General features: G+C 70.8%; 15 protein-coding genes. 6 read left to right on the top strand and 9 right to left on the bottom strand.

Going from position 1 to position 22,637, the window contains the following annotated elements:
• Positions 1-127 precede the first annotated feature (127 nt).
• The 4 genes from ACFYPN_RS13575 (at position 128) to ACFYPN_RS13560 (ending at position 6,076) form a co-directional block, all read left to right on the top strand.
• Positions 128-916 (top strand): ATP-binding cassette domain-containing protein, encoded by a 789-nt coding sequence (locus ACFYPN_RS13575; protein ID WP_358762649.1) that lies wholly within the window; start codon positions 128-130, stop codon positions 914-916.
• Positions 913-2,205, top strand: coding sequence for a sugar ABC transporter permease (locus ACFYPN_RS13570; RefSeq protein ID WP_358762651.1), 1,293 nt, complete (start codon positions 913-915; stop codon positions 2,203-2,205). The genes ACFYPN_RS13575 and ACFYPN_RS13570 overlap by 4 nt, the downstream gene beginning before the upstream one ends.
• Positions 2,206-2,475: 270 nt before the next feature.
• Positions 2,476-4,389: a 1-deoxy-D-xylulose-5-phosphate synthase gene (dxs, locus tag ACFYPN_RS13565; protein ID WP_358762727.1), complete on the top strand. Its 1,914-nt coding sequence runs from the start codon at positions 2,476-2,478 to the stop codon at positions 4,387-4,389.
• Between the two features lie 172 nt (positions 4,390-4,561).
• On the top strand, positions 4,562-6,076 hold the full coding sequence (locus ACFYPN_RS13560; RefSeq protein ID WP_389298204.1) for an amino acid permease: 1,515 nt from the start codon (positions 4,562-4,564) through the stop codon (positions 6,074-6,076).
• Positions 6,077-6,153: 77 nt separating this feature from the next.
• Here the strand turns inward: ACFYPN_RS13560 and ACFYPN_RS13555 are convergent, their stop codons facing one another.
• The gene (locus ACFYPN_RS13555; RefSeq protein ID WP_358762655.1) at positions 6,154-7,251 is read right to left on the bottom strand and encodes an LCP family protein; all 1,098 of its coding nucleotides are present in this window, start codon (positions 7,249-7,251) and stop codon (positions 6,154-6,156) included.
• A 361-nt stretch (positions 7,252-7,612) separates the two neighbouring features.
• Here ACFYPN_RS13555 and ACFYPN_RS13550 point away from each other — a divergent pair, with 361 nt between their 5' ends.
• Entirely contained in the window at positions 7,613-8,779 is a 1,167-nt protein-coding gene (locus ACFYPN_RS13550; RefSeq protein ID WP_389298202.1) for a hypothetical protein, read from the top strand.
• Positions 8,780-8,894: 115 nt separating this feature from the next.
• Here the strand turns inward: ACFYPN_RS13550 and ACFYPN_RS13545 are convergent, their stop codons facing one another.
• From ACFYPN_RS13545 to ACFYPN_RS13510, 8 genes are all read right to left on the bottom strand, one after another.
• Positions 8,895-10,901, bottom strand: a complete 2,007-nt coding sequence (locus ACFYPN_RS13545) for a glycosyltransferase (protein WP_389298200.1) — start codon at positions 10,899-10,901, stop codon at positions 8,895-8,897.
• A 240-nt stretch (positions 10,902-11,141) separates the two neighbouring features.
• Positions 11,142-13,181 carry a hypothetical protein gene (locus ACFYPN_RS13540; protein WP_358762661.1) on the bottom strand — a complete coding sequence of 680 codons (2,040 nt, stop codon included), beginning with the start codon at positions 13,179-13,181 and terminating at the stop codon, positions 11,142-11,144.
• 287 nt (positions 13,182-13,468) lie between these two features.
• A complete protein-coding gene (locus ACFYPN_RS13535; RefSeq protein ID WP_358762663.1) occupies positions 13,469-14,533 on the bottom strand; it encodes a signaling protein in 1,065 nt (354 codons plus the stop codon).
• A 182-nt stretch (positions 14,534-14,715) separates the two neighbouring features.
• Positions 14,716-16,845: a 3-hydroxyacyl-CoA dehydrogenase NAD-binding domain-containing protein gene (locus tag ACFYPN_RS13530; protein ID WP_358762665.1), complete on the bottom strand. Its 2,130-nt coding sequence runs from the start codon at positions 16,843-16,845 to the stop codon at positions 14,716-14,718.
• Positions 16,842-18,068 (bottom strand): acetyl-CoA C-acyltransferase, encoded by a 1,227-nt coding sequence (locus ACFYPN_RS13525; protein WP_358762667.1) that lies wholly within the window; start codon positions 18,066-18,068, stop codon positions 16,842-16,844. The genes ACFYPN_RS13530 and ACFYPN_RS13525 overlap by 4 nt, the downstream gene beginning before the upstream one ends.
• A 353-nt stretch (positions 18,069-18,421) precedes the next feature.
• Entirely contained in the window at positions 18,422-19,702 is a 1,281-nt protein-coding gene (locus tag ACFYPN_RS13520; protein ID WP_358762669.1) for a ribonuclease D, read from the bottom strand.
• A 114-nt stretch (positions 19,703-19,816) separates the two neighbouring features.
• Positions 19,817-20,479 (bottom strand): response regulator transcription factor, encoded by a 663-nt coding sequence (locus tag ACFYPN_RS13515; RefSeq protein ID WP_266710186.1) that lies wholly within the window; start codon positions 20,477-20,479, stop codon positions 19,817-19,819.
• Between the two features lie 332 nt (positions 20,480-20,811).
• Positions 20,812-21,471 carry a DUF3000 domain-containing protein gene (locus ACFYPN_RS13510; RefSeq protein WP_358762671.1) on the bottom strand — a complete coding sequence of 220 codons (660 nt, stop codon included), beginning with the start codon at positions 21,469-21,471 and terminating at the stop codon, positions 20,812-20,814.
• 92 nt (positions 21,472-21,563) lie between these two features.
• Here ACFYPN_RS13510 and hemE point away from each other — a divergent pair, with 92 nt between their 5' ends.
• The gene (gene hemE / locus ACFYPN_RS13505; protein WP_358762673.1) at positions 21,564-22,637 is read left to right on the top strand and encodes a uroporphyrinogen decarboxylase; all 1,074 of its coding nucleotides are present in this window, start codon (positions 21,564-21,566) and stop codon (positions 22,635-22,637) included.

Raw genomic sequence — 22,637 nt, 5'->3', positions numbered from 1 at the left:
CCCCGCCCTTCATCAGCCCCGCTCACGGGCGGGGCGCCGGACGGAAACGCTTCCTCGCTCTCCCCCCTGCTCAACCACCGCGCCTCCCCCCAGGCGCGGCATCCCCGCCGGTCAGGCGGCGAAGGAGATGGTTCACGTGTCCGCTACGCCCGTGTTGGCGTTGCGAGGGATCTCGAAGCGATTCGGTGCCGTACAGGTACTCACCGAAGTCGAGCTCGAGGTCCACGCCGGTGAAGTGGTCGCCCTGGTGGGCGACAACGGCGCCGGCAAATCAACGCTGGTCAAGACCATTGCCGGTGTCCACCCCATCGATGACGGCGTCATCGAGTGGGAGGGCAAGCCCGTCCACATCAACCGCCCCCAGGACTCACAGGGTCTGGGCATCGCGACGGTCTACCAGGACCTCGCCCTCTGCGACAACCTCGATGTCGTGGGCAACCTCTACCTCGGCCGGGAGCTGCGCCGCTTCGGCATCCTCGACGAGGTCGAGATGGAGCGCCGCTCCCGCGAGCTGCTCTCCACGCTCTCCATCCGCATCCCCAGCGTCCGCATCCCGATCGCCTCGCTCTCCGGCGGTCAGCGCCAGACGGTGGCCATCGCGCGTTCGATGCTCGGTGACCCGAAGCTGGTCATCCTCGACGAGCCGACGGCCGCCCTCGGCGTCGAGCAGACCGCCCAGGTCCTCGACCTGGTCGAGCGGCTGCGTGAGCGCGGTCTCGCGGTCATCCTCATCAGCCACAACATGGCCGACGTGAAGGCGGTGGCCGACAAGGTCGCCGTGCTGCGTCTGGGCCACAACAACGGCGTCTTCGATGTGAAGACCACTTCGCACGAAGAGATCATCTCTGCCATCACAGGTGCCACGGACAACGCCGTGACCCGTCGTGCGGCGCGCACCTCGGAGGTTTCGAAGTGACCACGGACAAGACCTCCACCGCCGCGGCGGGAACCCGGGTCGTCAACCCGGAGGCCGCCGACGGCGCCGCCACCGTGGTCGACCCCCGGCTGCTCGTCCGCGAGCAGGGCCTGAGCGGCTACTTCAGCGAGTTCAAGCGCAAGATCAGCGCCGGTGACCTGGGCTCGCTCCCGGTCGTCGTGGGCCTGGTCATCATCTGCGTCGTCTTCCAGAGCATGAACTCCGAGTTCCTCTCCGCGAAGAACATCACCGACATCTCCGTCGCGATGGTCGCCACCGGCATGATGGCCGTCGGCATCATCTTCGTGCTGCTGCTCGGGGAGATCGACCTCTCGGTCGGTTCGGTCAGTGGTGTCTCGGGCGCCATCATCGCGGTGCTCACCATCACCCACGGCATGAACGAATGGCTCGCCATCCTCATCGCCATCGTCAGCGGTGCGGTGATCGGCGCGATCCACGGCTTCTTCTTCGCCAAGATCGGCGCTCCGGCGTTCGCGGTCACTCTGGCCGGCCTGCTGTTCTGGCTCGGCTTCATGCTGAACCTGCTCGGTGACTCGGGCACCATCAACCTGGACAGCAAGGGCGTCGTCGGTCAGATGACGACGTACTACTTCACCGATGTAGCGGCGGCCTACGGCCTCGCGATCGTGGGTGTGGCGGCGTTCTTCTTCTCGGCGTTCCTCGACAGCCGTCGCCGTGAGGCGGCCGGTGTCCCGTCCCGTCCGCTCGCCGACATCATCGTGCGCACGGTCATCCTGGCGGTCTTCGCCTTCGCCGCCGCGTTCATGTTCAACCAGGACCGCGGTCTGCCCCTGGCGTTCGTCATCTTCATCGTCGCCCTGGTCGTCACGGACTTCGTCCTGCGCCGCACGAGCTACGGCCGGAAGATCTTCGCCCTCGGTGGCAGCGTCGAGGCTTCCCGCCGCGCCGGTATCAACGTCACCGCGATCCGCATCTCGGTGTTCGCCATCGCCGGTACGTTCGCGGCCATCGGCGGCCTGTTCTGGGCCTCGAAGATCGCGTCCGCCAACCAGAGCGCCGGTACCGGCGACCTGCTGATGAACGTCATCGCGGCGGCCGTCATCGGTGGCACCAGCCTCTTCGGTGGCCGGGGCCGCACCTGGAACGCCCTCCTCGGCGTGATGGTGATCGTCTCCATCCAGTACGGTCTGAACCTCGAAGGCATCGCCACCCCGGTCCAGTACATGATCACGGGTGCCGTCCTCCTGGCGACGGTCTGCATCGACTCCGTCACCCGGAAGACCCAGAAGACGGCGGGCCGCGCCTGAACCACGGCTCCGCGCGGGTGCCCGGCGTCCCCCAGGGGGTGCCGGGCACCCGCGCGTCCGTGTGTCCGCTGCTGTTCCCGCCGTGTTCGAAGAGGACGACGCGGGCTTTCGGGGTAGGAGCACGCAACGCGAGGTTCTGGCGGGTAACCCTGCCCCGCCGGGACCCCGGGCGTGAGAAGGAACGCACCGCCCGATGCCCCGGCCCCGGACCGGAACACTAGACTCGTGCAAATCGACACGCTCGACCAGCTCACACGCAAGGAGGCACGGGTGGACCTGCTGACCCGCATCGAGGGACCGCGCGACCTGGACCGGCTCGGCCTCGACCAGCTGGAACAGCTCGCCGGGGAGATCCGTACGTTCCTGGTCGACGCCGTGTCCAAGACCGGCGGGCACCTGGGCCCCAACCTGGGCGTGGTCGAGTTGACCATCGCGCTGCACCGGGTCTTCGAGTCGCCGCGCGACAAGGTCCTCTTCGACACCGGCCACCAGAGCTACGTGCACAAGCTCCTCACGGGCCGCCAGGACTTCTCCCGGCTCAAGAGCAAGGGCGGCCTCTCCGGCTACCCCTCGCGCGCCGAGTCCGCGCACGACGTCATCGAGAACTCGCACGCCTCCACCGTCCTCGGCTGGGCCGACGGTCTCGCCAAGGCCAACGAGGTCCTGCGCAAGGACGACCACGTCGTCGCCGTCATTGGAGACGGCGCCCTCACCGGCGGCATGGCCTGGGAGGCGCTGAACAACATCGCCGCGGCCAAGGACCGCCCGCTCGTCATCGTCGTCAACGACAACGAGCGCTCCTACGCGCCCACCATCGGCGGCCTCGCGAACCACCTCGCCACTCTGCGCACCACGGACGGCTACGAGCGCTTCCTCGCCCGCGGCAAGGACCTCCTGGAGCGCACCCCCGTCGTCGGCCGGCCGCTCTACGAGACGCTGCACGGCGCGAAGAAGGGCCTCAAGGACTTCATCGCCCCGCAGGGCATGTTCGAGGACCTCGGCCTGAAGTACGTGGGCCCCATCGACGGCCACGACATCGAGGCCCTGGAGTCCGCCCTGCTGCGCGCCAAGCGCTTCGGCGGCCCGGTCATCGTCCACTGCATCACCGAGAAGGGCCGCGGCTACACCCCCGCCCTCCAGGACGAGGCCGACCGCTTCCACGCCGTGGGCAAGATCCACCCCGACACCGGCCTGCCCATCTCCACCTCCGGTCTCGACTGGACCTCCGTCTTCGGCGAGGAGATGGTCAAGCTCGGCCAGGAGCGCGAGGACATCGTCGCGATCACCGCCGCCATGCTCCAGCCGGTCGGGCTCGGCAAGTTCGAGGAAGCCTTCCCCGAGCGCATCTACGACGTCGGCATCGCCGAGCAGCACGGCGCGGTCTCCGCCGCGGGCCTGGCCACCGGCGGCCTGCACCCCGTCTTCGCGGTGTACGCCACCTTCCTCAACCGCGCCTTCGACCAGGTCCTGATGGACGTCGCCCTGCACAAGTGCGGCGTCACCTTCGTCCTGGACCGGGCCGGCATCACGGGCACCGACGGCGCCTCGCACAACGGCATGTGGGACATGTCGATCCTCCAGTGCGTGCCGGGGCTGCGGATCGCCGCCCCGCGCGACGCCGACCAGGTCCGCGCCCAGTTGCGCGAGGCCGTCGACGTCGACGACGCGCCCACCGTCGTCCGCTTCTCCAAGGGCGCGGTCGGGCCGGCCGTCAAGGCGGTCGGTACCGTCGGCGGCATGGACCTGCTCCGCGTCCCCGACACCGACCGGCCCGACGTGCTGCTGGTCTCCGTCGGCACGCTCGCACCCATGTGCCTGGAGATCGCCGACCTGCTCGACGCCCAGGGCATCTCCACCACCGTGGTCGACCCCCGCTGGGTCAAGCCCGTCGACGAGGCCATGGCCCCGCTCGCGGACCGGCACCGGGTCGTCGTCACCGTCGAGGACAACAGCCGCGTCGGAGGCGTCGGCTCCGCGGTCGCCCAGGCGCTCCGCGACGCCGGTGTCGACCTGCCGCTGCGCGACTTCGGTATCCCGCCGGTCTTCCTCGACCACGCCTCCCGCAACGAGGTCATGGCCGAGATCGGTCTCACCGCCCCGGACATCGCCCGCCAGGTCACCGGGCTCGTCGCCAAGCTCGACGGCCGCTACGAGACCCGCGACGCGGAGCCCGTCCGCGACTGACCCCCGGCGCCGGACGCGACCGGCGACCCCCGCGTACCGCCGAATGGGCCGGTGCCGCCTCCCTGTACGGGTGGTGGCACCGGCCCGTTCGCGCGACATGCCCCGCAAGGCGCCCCGAGAGCCCGGGGCCTCCCCATGATGGCGCCCACGACGAGTGCGTGGAGGTACGCCGGTGAGCGTGGAACAGGGGACACCCCCCGGCCGGGACGGACTGTTCCGGACCAAGACGATCGAGCAGTCCCTGCGGGACACCGAGGAGCCCGAGCACGCGCTCAAGAAGTCGCTCTCCGCTCTCGACCTCACGGTCTTCGGCGTCGGCGTCGTCATCGGCACCGGCATCTTCGTCCTCACCGGCAAGGTGGCCAAGGAGACCGCGGGTCCCGCGACCGCCATCGCCTTCGCGGTGGCCGGGGTGGTCTGCGCGCTGGCAGCGCTCTGCTACGCCGAGTTCGCCTCCACGGTCCCGGTGGCCGGTTCCGCGTACACCTTCTCCTACGCCTCGCTCGGCGAGCTGGTGGCGTGGATCATCGGCTGGGACCTGGTGCTGGAGTTCGCGCTCGGCACGGCGGTGGTGGCCGTCGGCTGGTCCGGGTACGTGCGCTCGCTGCTCGACAACGCGGGCTGGTCCCTCCCCGACGCCCTCGCCGGGACCGACGTGGCGTCCGGCTTCGGATTCGACCTCCTGGCCTTCGTCCTCGTGCTGGCGCTCACCGCCGTCCTGGTGCTCGGCATGAAACTCTCCGCCCGCGTCACCACCGTGGTCGTCGCGATCAAGGTGGCCGTCGTCCTGATCGTCATCATCGCCGGGCTCTTCTTCATCGACTCCGCGAACTACTCGCCCTTCATCCCGGAGGCGCAGCCGCAGCCGTCCGGCACCGGACTCCAATCCCCGCTGATCCAGGCGCTGTTCGGTTACGCGCCCACCAACTTCGGCGTGATGGGCATCTTCACCGCCGCCTCCGTCGTCTTCTTCGCCTTCATCGGCTTCGACGTCGTCGCCACCGCCGCCGAGGAGACCCGGCACCCCCAGCGGGACATGCCCCGGGGCATCCTCGGGTCGCTCCTCATCTGCACGGTGCTCTACGTCGCCGTGTCCGTCGTGGTCACCGGCATGCAGCACTACACCGAACTCTCCGTCAGCGCCCCGCTGGCAGACGCCTTCAAGGCGGTCGGCCACCCCTTCTACGCGGGCGTCATCAGCTTCGGCGCCGCGGTCGGGCTCACCGTCGTCTGCATGATCCTGCTCCTCGGCCAGTCCCGGGTCTTCTTCGCGATGAGCCGCGACGGGCTGCTGCCCCGCTTCTTCTCGGTGACCCACCCGAAGTACGGCACCCCGTACCGTCCCACGATCCTGCTCGGCGTCATCATCGCGATCGTCGCCGGCTTCACCAGCATCAACGAGCTGGCGACCCTGGTGAACATCGGGACGCTCTTCGCGTTCGTGGTGGTCGCCCTCGGCGTCATCGTGCTGCGCCGCACCCGCCCCGACCTGCCCCGCGCCTTCCGGACCCCGCTGGTCCCCCTGCTCCCCATCGCGTCGGTGGCCGCCTCGGTCTGGCTGATGCTCAATCTGCCGGTGGAGACCTGGCTCCGGTTCGCGATCTGGATGGCGCTGGGCGCCGTCATCTACTTCGTGTACGGGCGCAAGCACAGCCGGCTGACCACGAGAGCCCCGCAGGGGGAGTGACCCGTGTACGGAGAGGGGCGTACGGCCGCGATGGCCCTACGCCCCTCTCCTGTGCCCAGCCGTGGTCCCTACCGGCGTCAGCCTCCGGTCGCCGGGGACTTCTTGGCCGACTCCGGGATGGTGGAATCCGTCCGGATCGCCTTCCACAGGTCGTCGGACTGCGGGTGGGCGGCCACCACCCGGTTCGGGTCCACCTTGTCGTACGCCACCGGCAGCATGATCGTCTCCATGGACGACGGGTCGACGCCGTTCATCGAACGGGCGAACTCCGCGAGGGAGGTCAGCGAGGCGAGGCTGGAGTCGGTGGTCAGCGAGTCGGTGGCGGCGTTGGCGATCTTGTACGACTTGGTGGGGCTGCCCAGCAGGTCCTGCTTCTTGACCTCCTTCAGCAGCGCGAAGAGGAACTGCTGCTGGAGGCCGATCCGGCCGAGGTCGCTCCCGTCCCCGATGCCGTGCCGGGTCCGGACGAAGGCGAGCGACTGGGTGCCGTCGAGCCTGTGCGTACCGGCGGAGAGGTCCAGGCCGCTGGCGCTGTCCTTGATGGGCTCCTCGACGTCGACGGTGACGCCTCCTATGGCGTCGACGAGACCCTTGAAGCCGGCGAAGTTGATCTCCAGGTAGTGGTCGATCCGCACGCCGGACATCTTCTCGACGGTCTTGACGACACAGGCCGGCCCGACCTGCGAGTAGACCGAGTTGAACATGACCCGCTCGGCGGAGGCCATCGTGGAGCCGTCACTGTTCCTGCACTCGGGCCGGGTCACCAGGGTGTCGCGGGGAATCGATATCGCGAACGCCTTGGAGCGGCCCTCGGGTACGTGCACCACCATCGCCGTGTCGGAGCGCGCACCGCTGACGCCGCCACCGCCGCCGAGCTCCTTGTTCTCCGACCCGGCCCGTGAGTCCGAGCCGAGAACGAGGATGTTCTGCCCGGACGTCGGCAGCTTCTCCGGCCGCTCCTTCTCGTCGAGCTTGGAGTCGATGTCGACGGCCTTGATGTTGTTGTCGAGGTCGCGGTACATCCAGTAGGCGGTGCCGCCGGCCGCGATCAGCAGGACGAGGACGATGACGAGCGTGATCTTGAGGCCCCGGCGCTTGCGGGGAGCCTTCTTCTTCTTGCGGGACCCGGCCCGCGCGGCGGGCTCCTGGTCCTGGGGAACGGAGTCGTGGCTCATCCTGCTCGACTTCCTTGATCTCGTGGCCGCCGAGGACCGGGGTAGGAGCGAGGACTCGGGTGGGGCCGGTCCGCGTGAGTGCGCCGTGAGGAGGGGACGCGCACTGAAGAGAGAGCGTGCACTATAGACATATTTTCGAATTCAATGGAAGTCTTCGCGTGATCTTCTAATCCGCCGGTGAATCGTTACGCAACCCTCCGGAAAGGGTGCGTCGGCCAGGTGGTGTCCGTGGACGGAGGGCGCCTCTCGGTCAAACGGCCGGGTAACTATGATGATCGGGTTCGGCCCTCTCCCTTTTGGAGAGCCGCCAGGAGGCCTGCGGACGCGGCCGGGGAAGTACGGGGAAGGACGACTCCACGCCATGTCGGTCAGATCCGGGCGCGACGCCCAGCGGAAGGGCACCACCCGCCAAGCCCGCCCCGAACCCGCCGAAGCCACCCGCACGGCACGCGAAACGGCCGACGGGCACTGGCTCGTACGAGGCAAGGACGGCAGGCTCTCCGCCTACGCGCTCGGCGACGGAGAACTGCTCCGCTGGACCGAGAGCAGCCCCGGAGGGCCGGACTGGACCGGCCCGGAGGCCTTCCCGGCCGAGGGCGTCAGCCGTCTGACGGTGCATCAGGGTCCGGGCGGCTTCGTGCACTTCGTCGCGCACCGCTCGACCCGCCGTGCGGAGGGCGAAACCGTCGACCTGGTCCACGCCACGCAGTTCCAGTCCGGCCGGCCGGTCACGACGTGGCACTCCCTGGGCAACCCGCACCGCGACCGCGAACAGGGCGTACGCGTCGGCGTTCCCACCGCCGTGACCGGAGCGGACGGGCTGCTCCACGTCCTCGTCCGCGACGCCGACGGCAGACTCCAGCTGCGCCGCGAACAGAACGGCGGCAAGTGGACCGGGTGGAAGGCGATGGGCGGCGGCCTCGGTGACGGAGCCGTGATCGCGGCGACCGCTTCCGGCCGGATCGAGGTCCTCGCCCCCGTAGCTCCCGGAGCTTCCGGCGCCCACGGCGGAGGAGCCGGCCCGGCCAAGCGCTGGAGCCAGCAGCCGGGCGGCGACCTCACCGAGGACCACGACGTCCCGTTCGGTCATGTGCCCGGCACCGCCGTGGCCCTGGAGACGACGCCCGACGTCCTCACCTACTACTGGGCGGACGCGGGCACCGGAGGCATATTCGCCCACCGTCCCGGCACGTGGGCCATTCCGCTCGACAGCGCGCCCGTCACCGGCCGGCCCGCCGCCCTGCGGGCCGCCCTAGACGGCTACGACTGCACGGTGCTCGCCCACCGGGACGCCGACGGCGGGATCATGCTCACGGCGTGCGGGACGGAGAACGAGGGAGCCGGCGTCTGGTGGTCGCCGACCGGGGAGCGCTCGGCCGGAGCCCCCGCCCTCGCCCATGACGCGAGCGGGCGCGTCGTGCTCGCCCTGATCGACCGCGAGGGGGCCCTGCGCGTCGCGAGGCAGCGCCCCGAACCGGGCCTGGCGATGGAGCCCGCCACCGTCGTACGGCACACCGCCGGCGGCTGAGACCACCATCGGGGAGGCGGCCGGTGCGCAGGAGGCGGCCACCACGGGGGAGGGGCCGCACCGGGAGACCGGCCCGCCCCGCCCCGCACGCGGGGGTCGCGGGAAGGACGTCACGTCAGGACGCGAGCTTCAGGCCGATCGACAGGTAGTTGCTGTCGGTGTAGTACGGATGGAAGGTGACCGCGCGGCCCGCGGACGTGGTGACGGTCCGCTTCGGGTAGACGTTGACCGGCTTGCGCTTGAGGATCTCGTCACCGAACCGCCCCAGCCGCAGCCGGTGGGACTCGCCCGAGACCGTCAGGTTCCCCGGAATGCTCAGCGACAGGTCCCAGATGGTGTCGAGGTCGATCATCCGGTCGCCGTACTGCTGGAGATCGACGGTGAAGCTCGCCGACCCCTCCGAGAACGCGCAGGGGATCGTGAGGTGCGCGTCCGCGTTCTTCCGGCTCTGTGCGATCACCTGTGCCCCCGCGCCCACCAGATCCAGCTGGGGTCCGCCCGGCAGCGTGGCGACGCCGAGCGCGTAGACCCGCACGGTGAGGTGGGGACCGGCCGTCTCGACGGAGAGCACCTCCGCGTGGGCGGCGAACTCGCGCGAGACGATCTGGAGGCAGCCGTCGTCCTCCGAGCGCGTCACCGTACGGAACCGCACCGGGCCCGTGTCCGTAGGCGACGAGATCAGCGAGTTCGTGGACTGCTGGAGCTCGCGGACCTTCACCCGGCGTATCACGCCGTCGTCCTCCCGGCGCAGCAGCACGTTCCAGATGCCGGGCGCGAGCCGGAGCCGGGCCGGGACGACGGCGTAGAGACGCCCGTCCACCGCGCGCTCCGCCTGCGCCGCCAGCAGCGCCTGACGGCCGTCGGCCGCGTTGACGCAGAGCACGGTGAAGTGGCCGCCGGGGGCGGTCGCCGGGTCGACGGCGAACTCCAGGTCACCCGCCGGGGTCGACCGGCAGAGCGCCTCCGGCCGGAAGTCCCTGGCCGTCAGCAGACCCGCCAGGAAACCCTCGTAGGTCTTCGCCTGTTCCTCGTCGCTGTAGCGGGCGGACGTCTCCAGCGCGTTCACGGAGAGCTGTGCCCGCAGGTCGGCGTCGCTCATCAGCAGGTCCAGGTTCTGGGCGAACGCGTCCACGTCGCCGACGGGGGACAGCCTCCCGTCCACACCGTCGGTGATGATCTCCGAAGGACCGTGCGGGCCCGCCGTGCTGAGCACGGGCACCCCGCAGGTCATCGCCTCGACGATGGTGAGGCCGAAGGTCTCGTCGGTCGAGGTGGAGGTGTGCAGGGCGGCCTTCGCCAGCTCCTCCCGCAGATGCCGGGTGTGCCCCATGAGGAGGACGCGGTCGTTCGCGCCGAGGTCGTCGATCTGCTTGCGCAGCGCGGGCTTCTCCGCGCCGCTGCCGAAGATGCGGAGCGTCCAGTCGGGGTGCCGCCGGCCGAGCTGGGCGAACGCGGCGATCAGCAGGTCGAACCGCTTCCAGTCCACCATCCGGCCGGAGGAGGTCACGATCCGCGATCCGCGCACGTCCGCCCGGAGGGCGGTGCCGCTGACGGCGTTGGGGATGGCGTGGAAGACGGTGCCCACCGCCCCGTACGCGTCCTGGTGCGTCCGGGCGTCCCGGGAGGTCACCGTGACGAACGCGTCCAGCTTGGGGATGGCGGCGTCCAGCACCTTCCGTGAACCGGGGGACTGGTGGTGGTAGTGGGTGTGCGCCTGTCCCAGGGTGACGTACGCCCCCGTCCCGAAAGCCGCGAGCAGCGCGATGATGTTCGGGGCGGTCGCGACGACGACGTCCGCGTCGCAGCCGGCGAGGTAGGCGGCGGTGCGTTCGTCCACCAGGCGGCTGTAGCGGTTGCGGTCCTCCGGCTTGTACCCCGCGCAGTGCTCGGACGGGACCGAGTGCAGCGGCTCGTCGAGGTCGGCCGAGCCGTTGCGGGTGTCCATCAGGCTGCGCAGGGACACCCCCGGCGCGTAGCGCAGCGGAGGGGCGTCGTGGTACTGGAAGAGGCTCACCAGCTCGACGTCGTGCTGCCGGGCGGCGAGCGAGTTGGCGAGCGTCTGGGTGGCGACGGACGTGCCGGCCTGCCCGTACGCGCTGTACATCAGGAACGCGATCTTCACGAGGTCCTCCTGGGGCGTGGCCGGTCCGGCCGGGGCTTCCTGCGGCGTCCCGGTGACCTCACCGGGACTGCTGTGGGCTGGTGCTGAGTCGGTGCGCCGCGCCCGGAGCGCCGTTCGGCCCCCGGACGTGTCGAGGATCGGCGACGGCACCGCGTCGACCGCCGAGCCCCGAGGGGCGGGGAGCCCGCCCGTACGTCGATCACCCGCCCGGACAGGCAGGGGAGCGGGCGGGTGATCGCGTCAGGCGCGCTGGTGCGGCTGCCGGTCCGGCTCCGGAGCGTCGGGCGGCGTGATCGCCTCCGGCGGCGGCGGATACTCGATGGGGAAGTCGCGCAGGCCCCGCATGTAGAGATCGGTCGCCGCACGGGTGAAGCGGTACGAGGACGGAGGGTTGTCCGGACCGAGCAGGTACTCCTTGAGCTGCTCACGGTAGGGCGCCATGACGTCCTGGTCCCGGGAGAACATCGCGGTGAGCGCGGTCTCCAGCCCGTTGCACTCCGCGTCGATCAGGTACGAGGCGTAGGCCGTGCGCTGTTCGTTGCGGAACTCGTCGTCCGGCAGGCCGTCCAGGTTGAAGATCGCGTACGGCTTGCGGGTGGCCACGAAGTCGGAGACCACGCTCGACATGTCGCCGATCAGCATGTCCGAGTGGTTGAAGCAGTCGTACAGCGTCGGCACCCGGCCGGTGACCACCTGGTGGGCGTCGACGGGCAGCGAATCCCAGTGCAGCGCGCCGGCCTGGTCGCGCAGCTTGCGGATCCGGATGGTCCGGTCCTCCTCGGTGAGGTCCGGGTACCTCGACCGGACACCGCGTTCCTGGAGAGCCGCGAGCTTCTTGTCGATCCGGGCCAGTTGCCGTGCGGCGGTCTTCGAGTCGAGGACCTTGCGGCCGAAGCGCCTGGCGTTGTCCTCCTGCAGGAGCGAGATGATGCGCCGGTGGGCGGCTGCCGCGGCGGGCGAGCGGGTGCCCGTCAGCGGATGGGGCTTGTAGATGATCCGCAGCTTGCGCTCGTCGGCGAGGAGCGTCCGGATGAGGCGTTCGCCCGCCGGTATGACGGAGGTGTAGCAGGCGTCGTCGGTCCAGCCCTCCCACGTGGGGGCGTAGATCACCGTGGGCACGTCCTGGCCGACCGAGCCGCTCCAGCGCTCCAGGGGCATCAGCTGAGGGCGGCCGACCTCCACGATCTGATGGGCCGTGACGGCGTGCTTGATGCGCTCGTAGCGGTCGCGCCCGGCCCGCCCGGCCACCCAGATCTCGTCGAAGACCTTGCTGACGCGGTTGCTGCTGGCGAGCTTGTCGCTGTCGCCGTGGCCGATGAAGACGTGCTTCACCTCGTGGCGCTGGAGCATGTGGACGTTCTTGCCGGCGTTGCCGGGGTAGAGCGTGACCCGGAGTTCGGGCATCTCCACCCGTGCCAGGTACTCGGCCTTGGGCACGCAGATGACCGGTACGGAGGTGGCGTCCAGGAAGCGCAGGGTGGCCCGTTCCCGGAGCACGATGATGGGGCGCAGCTCCATCGATTCCAGTGCCTCCAGCCACATGTTCACCTGGTACATGAAGTCCCGGGAGACGGCGGCGAAGGTGAAGTACAGGGCGACCTGGGGCCGGTACTGCGCGAGCTGCCAGTTCAGTTCGCCGATGGCGTCGTCCGGGGTCGGCAGGACGAGCGCGTTGCGCGCACCGGGCAGCAGGATCAGGACGGCCAGCGAGGCGAACCACACCGTGGCGATGGCTCCGAAGGTCACGAACTCCCAGCGGCCGGTGGCGACCGTGGCGATCGCCCCACCGACGAGCGGCACGTCCAGGTGGAGCGTCTTGCGGACGTGCTTGTCCATCAGGAACGGGTGCGGCAGCCGTCGGATGCCCAGCGCGTCCATGTCGATACCGCGGGTGGTGAAGGGGAGCGCGGCGCGTTCCGACTTCACCCGCTTGAGCAGCGCGCCGTAGACGAGCTGCAGGAAGAAGAGGAGGAGTAGCCCGACCGAGGTCATCTGGATGACGAACGAGTCCAGGTCACCGATCGATCCGCAGAGCGCCAGCAACAGGAACTGCCGGATCAGGAAGCGGATGGTGAGGCCGAAGCGCGAGTCCCGCAGCCGGTCGAGGCTCGGGGAGCCCGAGGAGTGCAGCGCCAGGTCGGCCGCGTAACTGGCCGCCGCCGCGCCGGCGAAGACCGGGAGTGAGGCCATGACGACCGAGACCAGCATGGCGAGGAAACTGAGAACCAGGACCGCGGATATGAGGAAGCCCAGTGCGGCTTGACGTTGTGCCTTGCCCATCAGCGGCAGGGCCCTCCTTCATGATCTGTGCGCGGCGCGGGGCGCGTGACGCGCGGCTACCTCGCCTATGCGGACAGGAGGTCGCACGTCACACGCGAAGGAGGCCGCCATGAGAACGGCACGAGGACGAGATGTGAGGAGAGTGCGAAGCATCCGATCGAACTCTAAACACTCGCGAGCGTCTCCGTGAACGTTCAACAGGGGAAAAGGATCGATCGCAGTACTTAGATGCCGAACAGTTACCCCACAGCTGCGCTCGGTGAAACAGACCGTACGGTCCGTCACGGTCAGTCGTCGCGACGGGACGGGTCTCCCGGCCACGCGGGACACGAGAAGACCGTGAGGTCGCGGCGGCCGGGCGTCTTCACGGAGAACGCGACGCAGAGCTCCGGCCGGGTCCCCGGCCGCACGGCGACACCCTCCGGCTCGCGGAAGTCCAGGCCGGGGGCGACCGTCACCTTCCGGCGCCCGACGGTCCGGCCCGTCCGCACGTCGAGCGCGGAGACGTAGGTGTCGCCGCCCCCGGACGGCGGATTGCCGCCCTTCTCGTCGGTGTAGTGCTTTCCGGTCAGCTGATAGACGAGGCGGCCCCGCAGCGCGCACCCCTGGAAGGTCTCCCCTTCCCGCAGCGCGGTGTCCTCGAGGCTCCACAGAGGCTCGTGGCGCCCAGCGGCGAAGTCGTCCATGTCATGGACGGAGTACCGGTGCGTCCGCCCCGTCCAGTGGCTCACCAGGACGCGACGGCCGGCGAGATCGAGGGTGGGGTGGACGTGGTGTCCGTCGGGGTACGGGCGGTGGTGGCGCACCTCGTCCGAGGAACTGTCCACCACGGCGCCGTCCCGGAAGCGGACACGCGCCACCGCCCGGCCGTAGCCCGTCTCCGGATCGGCGTCGGACTCCACCCAGAGGAAGACCTCCCCACGCACCGGCTCGGTGCCGAACGAGATGCCGTGACCGAACCCCCGCAGATGCATGCTCCCCGTCAGCGCGCCGGACTTGGAGAGGCGGGAGACGCACAGGTCACCGGCGAGCCGCCGCTCCCGGCCGCCGGGCGCCCGGTCCTCGTCCCCCAGCCGTACCGAGGCCGGCACGACCTGGAGGGCGTACACCGCCCCGCCGTCGTCCGGGTAGGAGAGGGACTGCGGGCCCGATACGTGGCGCAGCGGGCTGAGCGGCAGGTCCTCGGCCGCCGCGGACACGTCGAACTCGCCGACCGCGCCGGCCGGAGGACTCTCGGCGGTGTCCGATCGGGAGGTGCCGCCGAGCAGCGCGCCACCGGCCGCTGCCAGCAGGGTTCCGCCGCCCGCCACCAGCAGGGCCCGGCGCCCGGGACGATGCCGTCCGTCCTTCATGTCGCGCGCGACCGCCGTCCGATACGAGGGAGCCCAAGAGAGGAAAAGGAGCATTCTGCCACCTCGGCCCCGCGCCCGTGTCACCCGCCACCCGCCACCTGGCACCCGGGAACAGGAACGGGAACGCGAACGGGCCGCACGGAGGAGTCCTCCGTACGGCCCGCCCGGGACGGAACCGGGTGTTACGCGGGGACGCTCGCCACGCCCGGCGCCAGGAACGGCTTGCCGTTCACACGCTCGGAGACGCCCGACCGGTCCAGGTACGGCGTGATGCCGCCCAGGTGGAACGGCCAGCCCGCGCCGGTGATCAGGCAGAGGTCGATGTCCTGGGCCTCGGCGACGACGCCCTCGTCGAGCATCAGGCCGATCTCCTGCGCCACCGCGTCCAGGACGCGGTCGCGGGTCTGCTCCTCGGTCAGGACGGTGTCGCCCTGCTTCAGGAGGGCGGCGACCTCGGGGTCCAGCTCCGGCTTGCCGGAGTCGTAGACGTAGAAGCCGCGCTTGCCGGCCTTCACGACCGCCGCGAGGTTCGCGGAGACGGTGAAGCGCTCCGGGAAGGCGCGGTGCAGGGTCTCGGAGACGTGCAGACCGATCGCCGGGCCCACCAGCTCCAGGAGGACCAGCGGCGACATCGGCAGACCGAGCGGCTCGACGGCGCGCTCGGCGACGGCGACCGGGGTGCCCTCGTCGATGACGTTCTGGATCTCGCCCATGAAGCGGGTGAGGATGCGGTTGACGACGAACGCCGGGGCGTCCTTCACCAGGACCGCGGTCTTCTTCAGCTTCCGGGCCACGCCGAACGCCGTCGCCAGCGCCGCGTCGTCGGTCTGCTCGCCGCGCACGATCTCCAGCAGCGGGAGGATCGCGACCGGGTTGAAGAAGTGGAAGCCCACGACCCGCTCGGGGTTCTTCAGCTTCGACGCCATCTCGGTGACCGAGAGCGAGGAGGTGTTGGTGGCGAGGATCGCGTGCGCCGGGGCGACCGCCTCGACCTCCGCGAACACCTGCTGCTTGACGCCGATCTCCTCGAAGACGGCCTCGATGATGAAGTCGGCGTCGGAGAAGCCCTCCGCCTTGTCCAGCACACCGGTCACCAGGGCCTTGAGGCGGTTGGCCTTGTCCTGGTTGACGCGCTTCTTGGCGAGCAGCTTGTCGATCTCGGCGTGGACGTACCCCACACCCTTGTCGACGCGCGCCTGGTCGATGTCGGTCAGGACGACCGGTACCTCCAGGCGGCGCAGGAAGAGCAGCGCGAGCTGGCTGGCCATCAGGCCGGCGCCGACCACGCCGACCTTGGTGACCGGGCGGGCCAGGCTCTTGTCCGGAGCGCCGGCCGGGCGCTTGGCGCGCCGCTGGACCAGGTTGAAGGCGTACAGCCCGGAGCGCAGCTCACCGCTCATGATCAGGTCGGCCAGCGCCCGGTCCTCGGCGTCGAAGCCGGCACCCAGGTCACCGTCCTTGGCGGCGGCGATGATCTCCAGCGCGCGGTAGGCGGCCGGGGCCGCGCCGTGCACCTTGGAGTCCGCGATGGCCCGGCCCCGCGCGACGGCCTGGTCCCAGGCGTCACCGCGGTCGATCTCGGCGCGCTCCACCACGGTCTCGCCCTTGAGGACGGAGGCCGTCCACACGAGCGAACGCTCCAGGAAGTCCGCGCCGTCGAAGAGCGCGTCGGCGATGCCGAGTTCGAAGACCTGCGCGCCCTTGAGCTGGCGGTTCTGGTTCAGCGAGTTCTCGATGATCACCGAGACCGCGCGGTCGGCGCCGATCAGGTTCGGCAGCAGCGCGCAGCCGCCCCAGCCGGGTACCAGACCGAGGAAGACCTCGGGGAGCGAGAAGGCGGGCAGCGCCTTGGAGACGGTGCGGTACGAGCAGTGCAGGCCGACCTCGACCCCGCCGCCCATCGCCGCGCCGTTGTAGTACGCGAACGTCGGTACGGCGAGGCCGGAGAGGCGACGGAAGACGTCGTGGCCGCCCTTGCCGATCGCCAGCGCGTCCTCGTGACGCTTCAGCAGCTCGACGCCCTTGAGGTCGGCGCCCACGGCGAAGATGAACGGCTTGCCGGTGATGCCGACACCGACGATCGAACCCTCGGCCGCCTCCTTCTCGACCTGGTCGATCGCGGCGTCCAGGTTGGCCAGCGACTGCGGGCCGAAGGTGGTCGGCTTGGTGTGGTCCAGGCCGTTGTCCAGCGTGATGAGGGCGAACCTGCCCGCGCCCGCGGGGAGGTCGAGGTGGCGCACGTGTGCGCCGGTGACGACCTCGCCCGGGAAGAGCTCGGCCGCCCCCTTCAGGAGCTCGGTGGTGGCGCTCACTCGGAGCCTCCCTCGGCGTCGAAGTGCGGGTTTTCCCAGATGACAGTGGCGCCCATGCCGAAGCCCACGCACATCGTGGTGATGCCGTAGCGGACCTCGGGCTGCTCCTCGAACTGGCGGGCCAGCTGCGTCATCAGACGGACGCCGGAGGAGGCCAGCGGGTGGCCGTACGCGATGGCGCCGCCGTACTGATTGACGCGCGGGTCGTCGTCGGCGATGCCGTAGTGGTCGAGCAGGGCGAGCACCTGCACGGCGAACGCCTCGTTGACCTCGAAGAGGCCGATGTCGTCGATGGTCAGACCGGCCTTGGCCAGCGCCTTCTCGGTCGCCGGGATCGGGCCGTAGCCCATGACCTCCGGCTCGACGCCCACGTAGGCGTACGACACCAGACGCATCCGGACCGGCAGGCCCAGCTCGCGGGCGACGTCCTCGGCGGCGAGCAGCGAGGCGGTCGCGCCGTCGTTGAGGCCCGCCGCGTTGCCGGCCGTCACCCGGCCGTGCGGACGGAACGGGGTCTTGAGCCCGGCGAGCGACTCCATCGAGGTGCCGGGGCGCATCGGCTCGTCCGCGGTGACCAGACCCCAGCCGGTCTCACCGGCCTCGGCGTTGGTGCGGCGCACCGAGATCGGCACCAGGTCCTGCTGGATCTTGCCGTTGGCGTACGCCTTGGCGGCCTTCTCCTGCGAGCGCACGGCGTAGGCGTCGGCGCGTTCCTTGGTGATCTGCGGGTAGCGGTCGTGCAGATTCTCGGCGGTCATGCCCATGAAGAGGGCGGACTCGTCGACCAGCTTCTCCGACACGAAGCGCGGGTTCGGGTCCACGCCCTCGCCCATCGGGTGCCGGCCCATGTGCTCGACACCGCCGGCGACGACGACGTCGTACGCGCCGAAGGCGATGGAGCCGGCCGTCGTGGTGACGGCGGTCAGGGCGCCCGCGCACATGCGGTCGATCGAGTAGCCGGGGACGGACTGCGGCAGACCGGCCAGGATTCCGGCGGTCCGGCCGAGGGTGAGGCCCTGGTCGCCGATCTGGGTGGTCGCGGCGATGGCGACCTCGTCGATCCTCGCGGGGTCCAGGTCCGGGTTGCGGCGCAGCAGCTCCCGGATGGCCTTCACGACGAGATCGTCGGCGCGGGTCTCGTGGTAGATGCCCTTCGGGCCCGCCTTGCCGAACGGGGTGCGGACGCCGTCGACGAAGACGACGTCCCGGATGGTACGAGGCACGATGGCTCTCCTCCAGGTGCGGGATGGCACTGCTGCGGGGCACGCCCGGAAGCGTGCCGCCCACCCTCATGCTACTTGCGGGTAACCAGACTGCCCACCCCCTGTGGCCGGAGCGTCGAAGGTCACACCGGCCGGCGCCACGGAAGGGCGGTCCCGGGCGCGGAACGCGAGTCGGCAACCTGGCGCGATTTCGCTCCTCACGGCACCCGCCGCGTCGGTCGCGCGGCCCGGGACACGAGGACACCCCCGGTCGGCCGCGCGGACGCGCGGGCCGAGCCGGGGGTGTCGTCGACACGGTGTCGCGTGCCCTATTGCGTGTGGCCGGATGCCGGGTGCCGTGGCCCCGGGCGGGTTCAGGAAGCAGCGCTCGCGTTCAGCGCGTCCCGCAGCAGCGGGGCCACCAGCCCGATCTGCCAGCTCCGCGCGCCGTACCCCGCGAGCAGGTCCTCGACCGCCCCCGGGGTGACACTCTTCGGCGGTTCCCAGCAGACCCGGCGCACGGTGTCCGGGGTGATGAGGTTCTCCGGGGGCAGGTGCAGCCGCTCGGCGAGGTCGGCGACCGCGGCGCGGGCCGCCGTCAGCCGCTCCGCCGCCGCGGGGTCCTTGTCCGCCCAGGCACGTGGCGGGGGCGGGCCCGTGAGTTGCTGGCCGGGCTGCGGCAGCTCGGACTCGGGCAGCGCCTTGGCGCGGTCCACGGCGGCCTGCCACTGCTCCAGCTGACGCCGGTTCACCCGGTGTCCGAAACCGGGCAGGGCCGACAGGGCCTGGACGTTGAGGGGCAACGCGAGGGCGGCCTCCACGATCGCCCCGTCGCCCAGCACCTTGCCCGGGGAGACGTCGCGCCGCTGCGCGATCCGGTCGCGGGTCTCCCACAGCTCGCGTACGACGGCGAGCTGACGGCGCCTGCGCACCTTGTGCATGCCGGAGGTCCGGCGCCACGGGTCCTTGCGCGGCGGGGCCGGCGGCGCCGCCGCGATGGCGTCGAACTCCTCGTGGGCCCACTCCAGCTTCCCCTGGCGGTCCAGCTCCTTCTCCAGCGCGTCCCGCAGATCGATCAGGAGCTCGACGTCGAGCGCGGCGTAGCGCAGCCACGGGTCGGGGAGCGGCCGGGTGGACCAGTCGACGGCCGAGTGGCCCTTCTCCAGCGCGAACCCGAGGACGTTCTCGACCATCGCGCCGAGGCCGACCCGGGGGAACCCGGCCAGCCGCCCGGCGAGCTCCGTGTCGAAGAGGGAGGTGGGGAGCATGCCTATTTCGCGCAGGCAGGGAAGGTCCTGCGTGGCAGCGTGCAGGATCCACTCGGTACCGGTCAGCGCCTCGCCGAGACCCGACAGGTCGGGGCAGCCGACGGGGTCCACCAGGGCGCTGCCCGCACCCTCGCGGCGCAGCTGTACGAGATAGGCGCGCTGGCCGTAGCGGTAGCCGGAAGCGCGCTCGGCGTCGACGGCAACCGGGCCGCTGCCCGTGGCGAACGCGGCGATCACCCGGGCGAGGGCGTCGTCGTCCGCCACCACCGGTGGAATGCCCTCGCGCGGTTCCAGCAAGGGGATCGGCGCCGGGGCGACGTCGTCCGGGGGAGCGCCCCCGGTGGTTCGCAGTGTCGTGTCTGCTGCGGTCTCTTGGGCGTCGGTCACCCGTCAAGGGTATCCGTGTATGCGCGACACCCGACGACGGAACGTTCCGTCGCCGGGTGTCGGGCGTGTAAACCGGCCGGATCCCGCATCCCTGCGGGTGCCGGCGGGGGGTGATCAGTGGATGATGCCGGTCCGCAGGGCGACGGCGACCATTCCGGCGCGGTCTCCGGTGCCGAGCTTGCGGGCGATGCGGGCGAGGTGGGACTTGACCGTGAGGGCGGAGAGGCCCATCGAGACGCCGATGGCCTTGTTGGACTGGCCTTCGGCGACCAGACGGAGCACCTCCACCTCGCGGCCGGACAGTTCGCGGTAGCCGCCCGGGTGGCTCGGGGAGCCGGGAGGCCGGCGGTGCATACGGGCGGCGTTGGCGCCGATGGGGGCGACGCCGGGTCGGTTGGGATGGCCGATGTTGGTACGGGTGCCGGTGACGACGTAGCCCTTGACGCCGCCCGCGAGGGCGTTGCGTACGGCACCGATGTCGTCGGCGGCGGAGAGGGCGAGACCGTTGGGCCAGCCTGCGGCTCGGGTCTCGGACAGCAGGGTCAGCCCGGAACCGTCGGGCAGGTGGACGTCGGCAACGCAGATGTCGCGCGGGTTGCCGACACGGGGGCGGGCCTCCGCGATGGACGACGCCTCGATGACGTCACGAACTCCGAGGGCCCACAGATGGCGGGTCACGGTGGAACGGACGCGCGGGTCGGCCACGACGACCATGGCCGTCGGCTTGTTCGGGCGGTAGGCGACCAGGCTTGCGGGCTGCTCTAGGAGAACGGACACCAGGCCTCCTGGGGGAGTGGCGGGACGGGCCGGCTCGGGGATGAAGCCGGGGCGAACCGTGCTTGAAGGGTCATTGACCTCTTCGGCAGCAGACCCGTCCTCCTTTAGAGGAAGATCACGATTTGGTGAGTAACAATTCGGACAAATCGGACGCGCGATCGATTGTACGACAATGCGGCCGGCGGTCGGCCGACCCTGTCAGGAGTGGGTCGGGACGGTGCTTTCCCGGGCCGCCGGGCCGCCGGGCCGCCGAGGCTCCGGAGCTCCGAGGCTCCTGCGTCGGGGGCTCCGGGAGCCCGGGAGCGATCCGCCGAGCGCCGGACGCCGGACGACTACGACGCCTGCGGCCCCCGCCGCTGCGGCAGGGTGACCACCGTCGCGTCGGCCGCGCCCGACGGGGGCAGGCCCGCGATCTGGCAGAGCAGGTCGCCCCAGGCCGTCAGGTGCCCCGCGGTGTCCGGGACCCCGCCCGGCCCCTCACCGGGGGTCCAGGACGCGCGGATCTCGATCTGGGTCGCGGGGCGGCGGCTGCTCAGCTCGCCGAAGTAGTGCGACCCCGCCCGGGTGACCGTGCCGCCTGCCGACCCGTAGGTGAGACCGCGCGCCTCCAGGGCGCCCGTCAGCCAGGACCAGCACACCTCGGGCAGCAGCGGGTCGGCGGCCATCTCCGGCTCCAGTTCCGCGCGCACGAGCGTCACCAGGCGAAACGTTCCCTGCCAGGCATCGTGGCCGGCCGGGTCGTGCAGCAGCACCAGGCGGCCGTCCGCGAGGTCCTCGTCGCCGTCCACCACCGCCGCCTCCAGGGCGTAGGCGTACGGGGCCAGTCGCTGCGGGGGCTTGGTCGTCTCGATCTCCAGCTCCGGACGGAGCCGCGCCGAGCGCAGTGCCTCGACCGCCGACCGGAACCCGGGCGGAGTGGGTTTGCTCTCCGCACCGTCCTTCTGGGAGGGGTGGTCGGAATGATCGGAGAACTGTTCCTGCGCCGGAGCCATGCGGGGAAGAGTAGGCGGAACGCGGGCCGCGCGCAGGGAGAGACACCCTGGTGGGACCGTGCTCCTTGGGGCGGCGTGCGAAGATTCTGTGCGTGAGTGCCAATGAACGCCCCCCGGGCCAGCCGACGACGACCTCCGCCACCCACGACTCGGTGTTCCTCAAGGCGTGCCGGCGAGAACCCGTCCCGCACACCCCTGTCTGGTTCATGCGGCAGGCGGGGCGGTCGCTGCCCGAGTACCTGAAGGTCCGTGAGGGCATCGCGATGCTCGACTCCTGCGCGATGCCGGAGCTGGTCACCGAGATCACCATGCAGCCCGTGCGCCGCCACAAGGTGGACGCCGCGGTCTACTACAGCGACATCGTCGTCCCGCTCAAGGCCATCGGCATCGACCTGGACATCAAGCCCGGCGTCGGCCCCGTGATCGCCGACCCGATCCGCACCCGCGCAGACCTGGCCCGGCTGCGCGATCTGACGCCCGAGGACGTCCCGTACGTCACCGAGGCCGTCGGCATGCTCACCGCCGAGCTCGGTACCACCCCGCTCATCGGCTTCGCGGGCGCCCCGTTCACGCTCGCCAGCTACCTCGTCGAGGGCGGGCCCTCCCGCAACCACGAGCGCACCAAGGCCATGATGTACGGCGACCCCCAGCTCTGGGCCGACCTCGTGGACCGGCTCGCGGAGATCACCGGCGCCTTCCTGAAGGTCCAGATCGAGGCGGGCGCCTCGGCGGTCCAGCTCTTCGACTCCTGGGTCGGCGCGCTCTCCCCCGCCGACTACCGCCGCTCGGTGATGCCCGCCTCGGCCAAGGTCTTCGACGCCGTCGCTTCCTACGGCGTCCCCCGCATCCACTTCGGCGTGGGTACCGGCGAGCTGCTCGGCCTCATGGGCGAGGCCGGCGCGGACGTCGTCGGTGTCGACTGGCGCGTCTCCCTGGACGAGGCCGCCCGCCGTGTCGGTCCCGGCAAGGCGCTCCAGGGCAACCTCGACCCGGCGGTCCTCTTCGCCCCGACCGCCACGGTCGAGGAGAAGACCCGCGAGGTACTGGAGGCGGCCGCCGGCCTGGAGGGTCACATCTTCAACCTCGGCCACGGCGTCATGCCCTCGATGGACCCGGACTCCCTCACCCGCCTCGTGGAGTACGTCCACACGCAGACCGCGCGCTGA

It is taken from the genome of Streptomyces sp. NPDC005576 (assembly GCF_042871745.1).
GTDB lineage: Bacteria > Actinomycetota > Actinomycetes > Streptomycetales > Streptomycetaceae > Streptomyces.
The sequence above is the reverse complement of the archived record's forward strand: the minus strand, read 5'-3'. Positions and strand labels throughout refer to the sequence as shown.

Excerpts from the sequence above, each read along its gene's own strand:
- ACFYPN_RS13540 (WP_358762661.1), bottom strand. The coding sequence starts at position 13,181 with ATGGGCAAGGCACAACGTCAAGCCGCACTGGGCTTCCTCATATCCGCG.
- ACFYPN_RS13555 (WP_358762655.1), bottom strand. The coding sequence starts at position 7,251 with ATGAGCCACGACTCCGTTCCCCAGGACCAGGAGCCCGCCGCGCGGGCC.
- ACFYPN_RS13550 (WP_389298202.1), top strand. The coding sequence starts at position 7,613 with ATGTCGGTCAGATCCGGGCGCGACGCCCAGCGGAAGGGCACCACCCGC.
- ACFYPN_RS13510 (WP_358762671.1), bottom strand. The coding sequence starts at position 21,471 with ATGGCTCCGGCGCAGGAACAGTTCTCCGATCATTCCGACCACCCCTCC.
- ACFYPN_RS13575 (WP_358762649.1), top strand. The coding sequence starts at position 128 with ATGGTTCACGTGTCCGCTACGCCCGTGTTGGCGTTGCGAGGGATCTCG.
- ACFYPN_RS13535 (WP_358762663.1), bottom strand. The coding sequence starts at position 14,533 with ATGAAGGACGGACGGCATCGTCCCGGGCGCCGGGCCCTGCTGGTGGCG.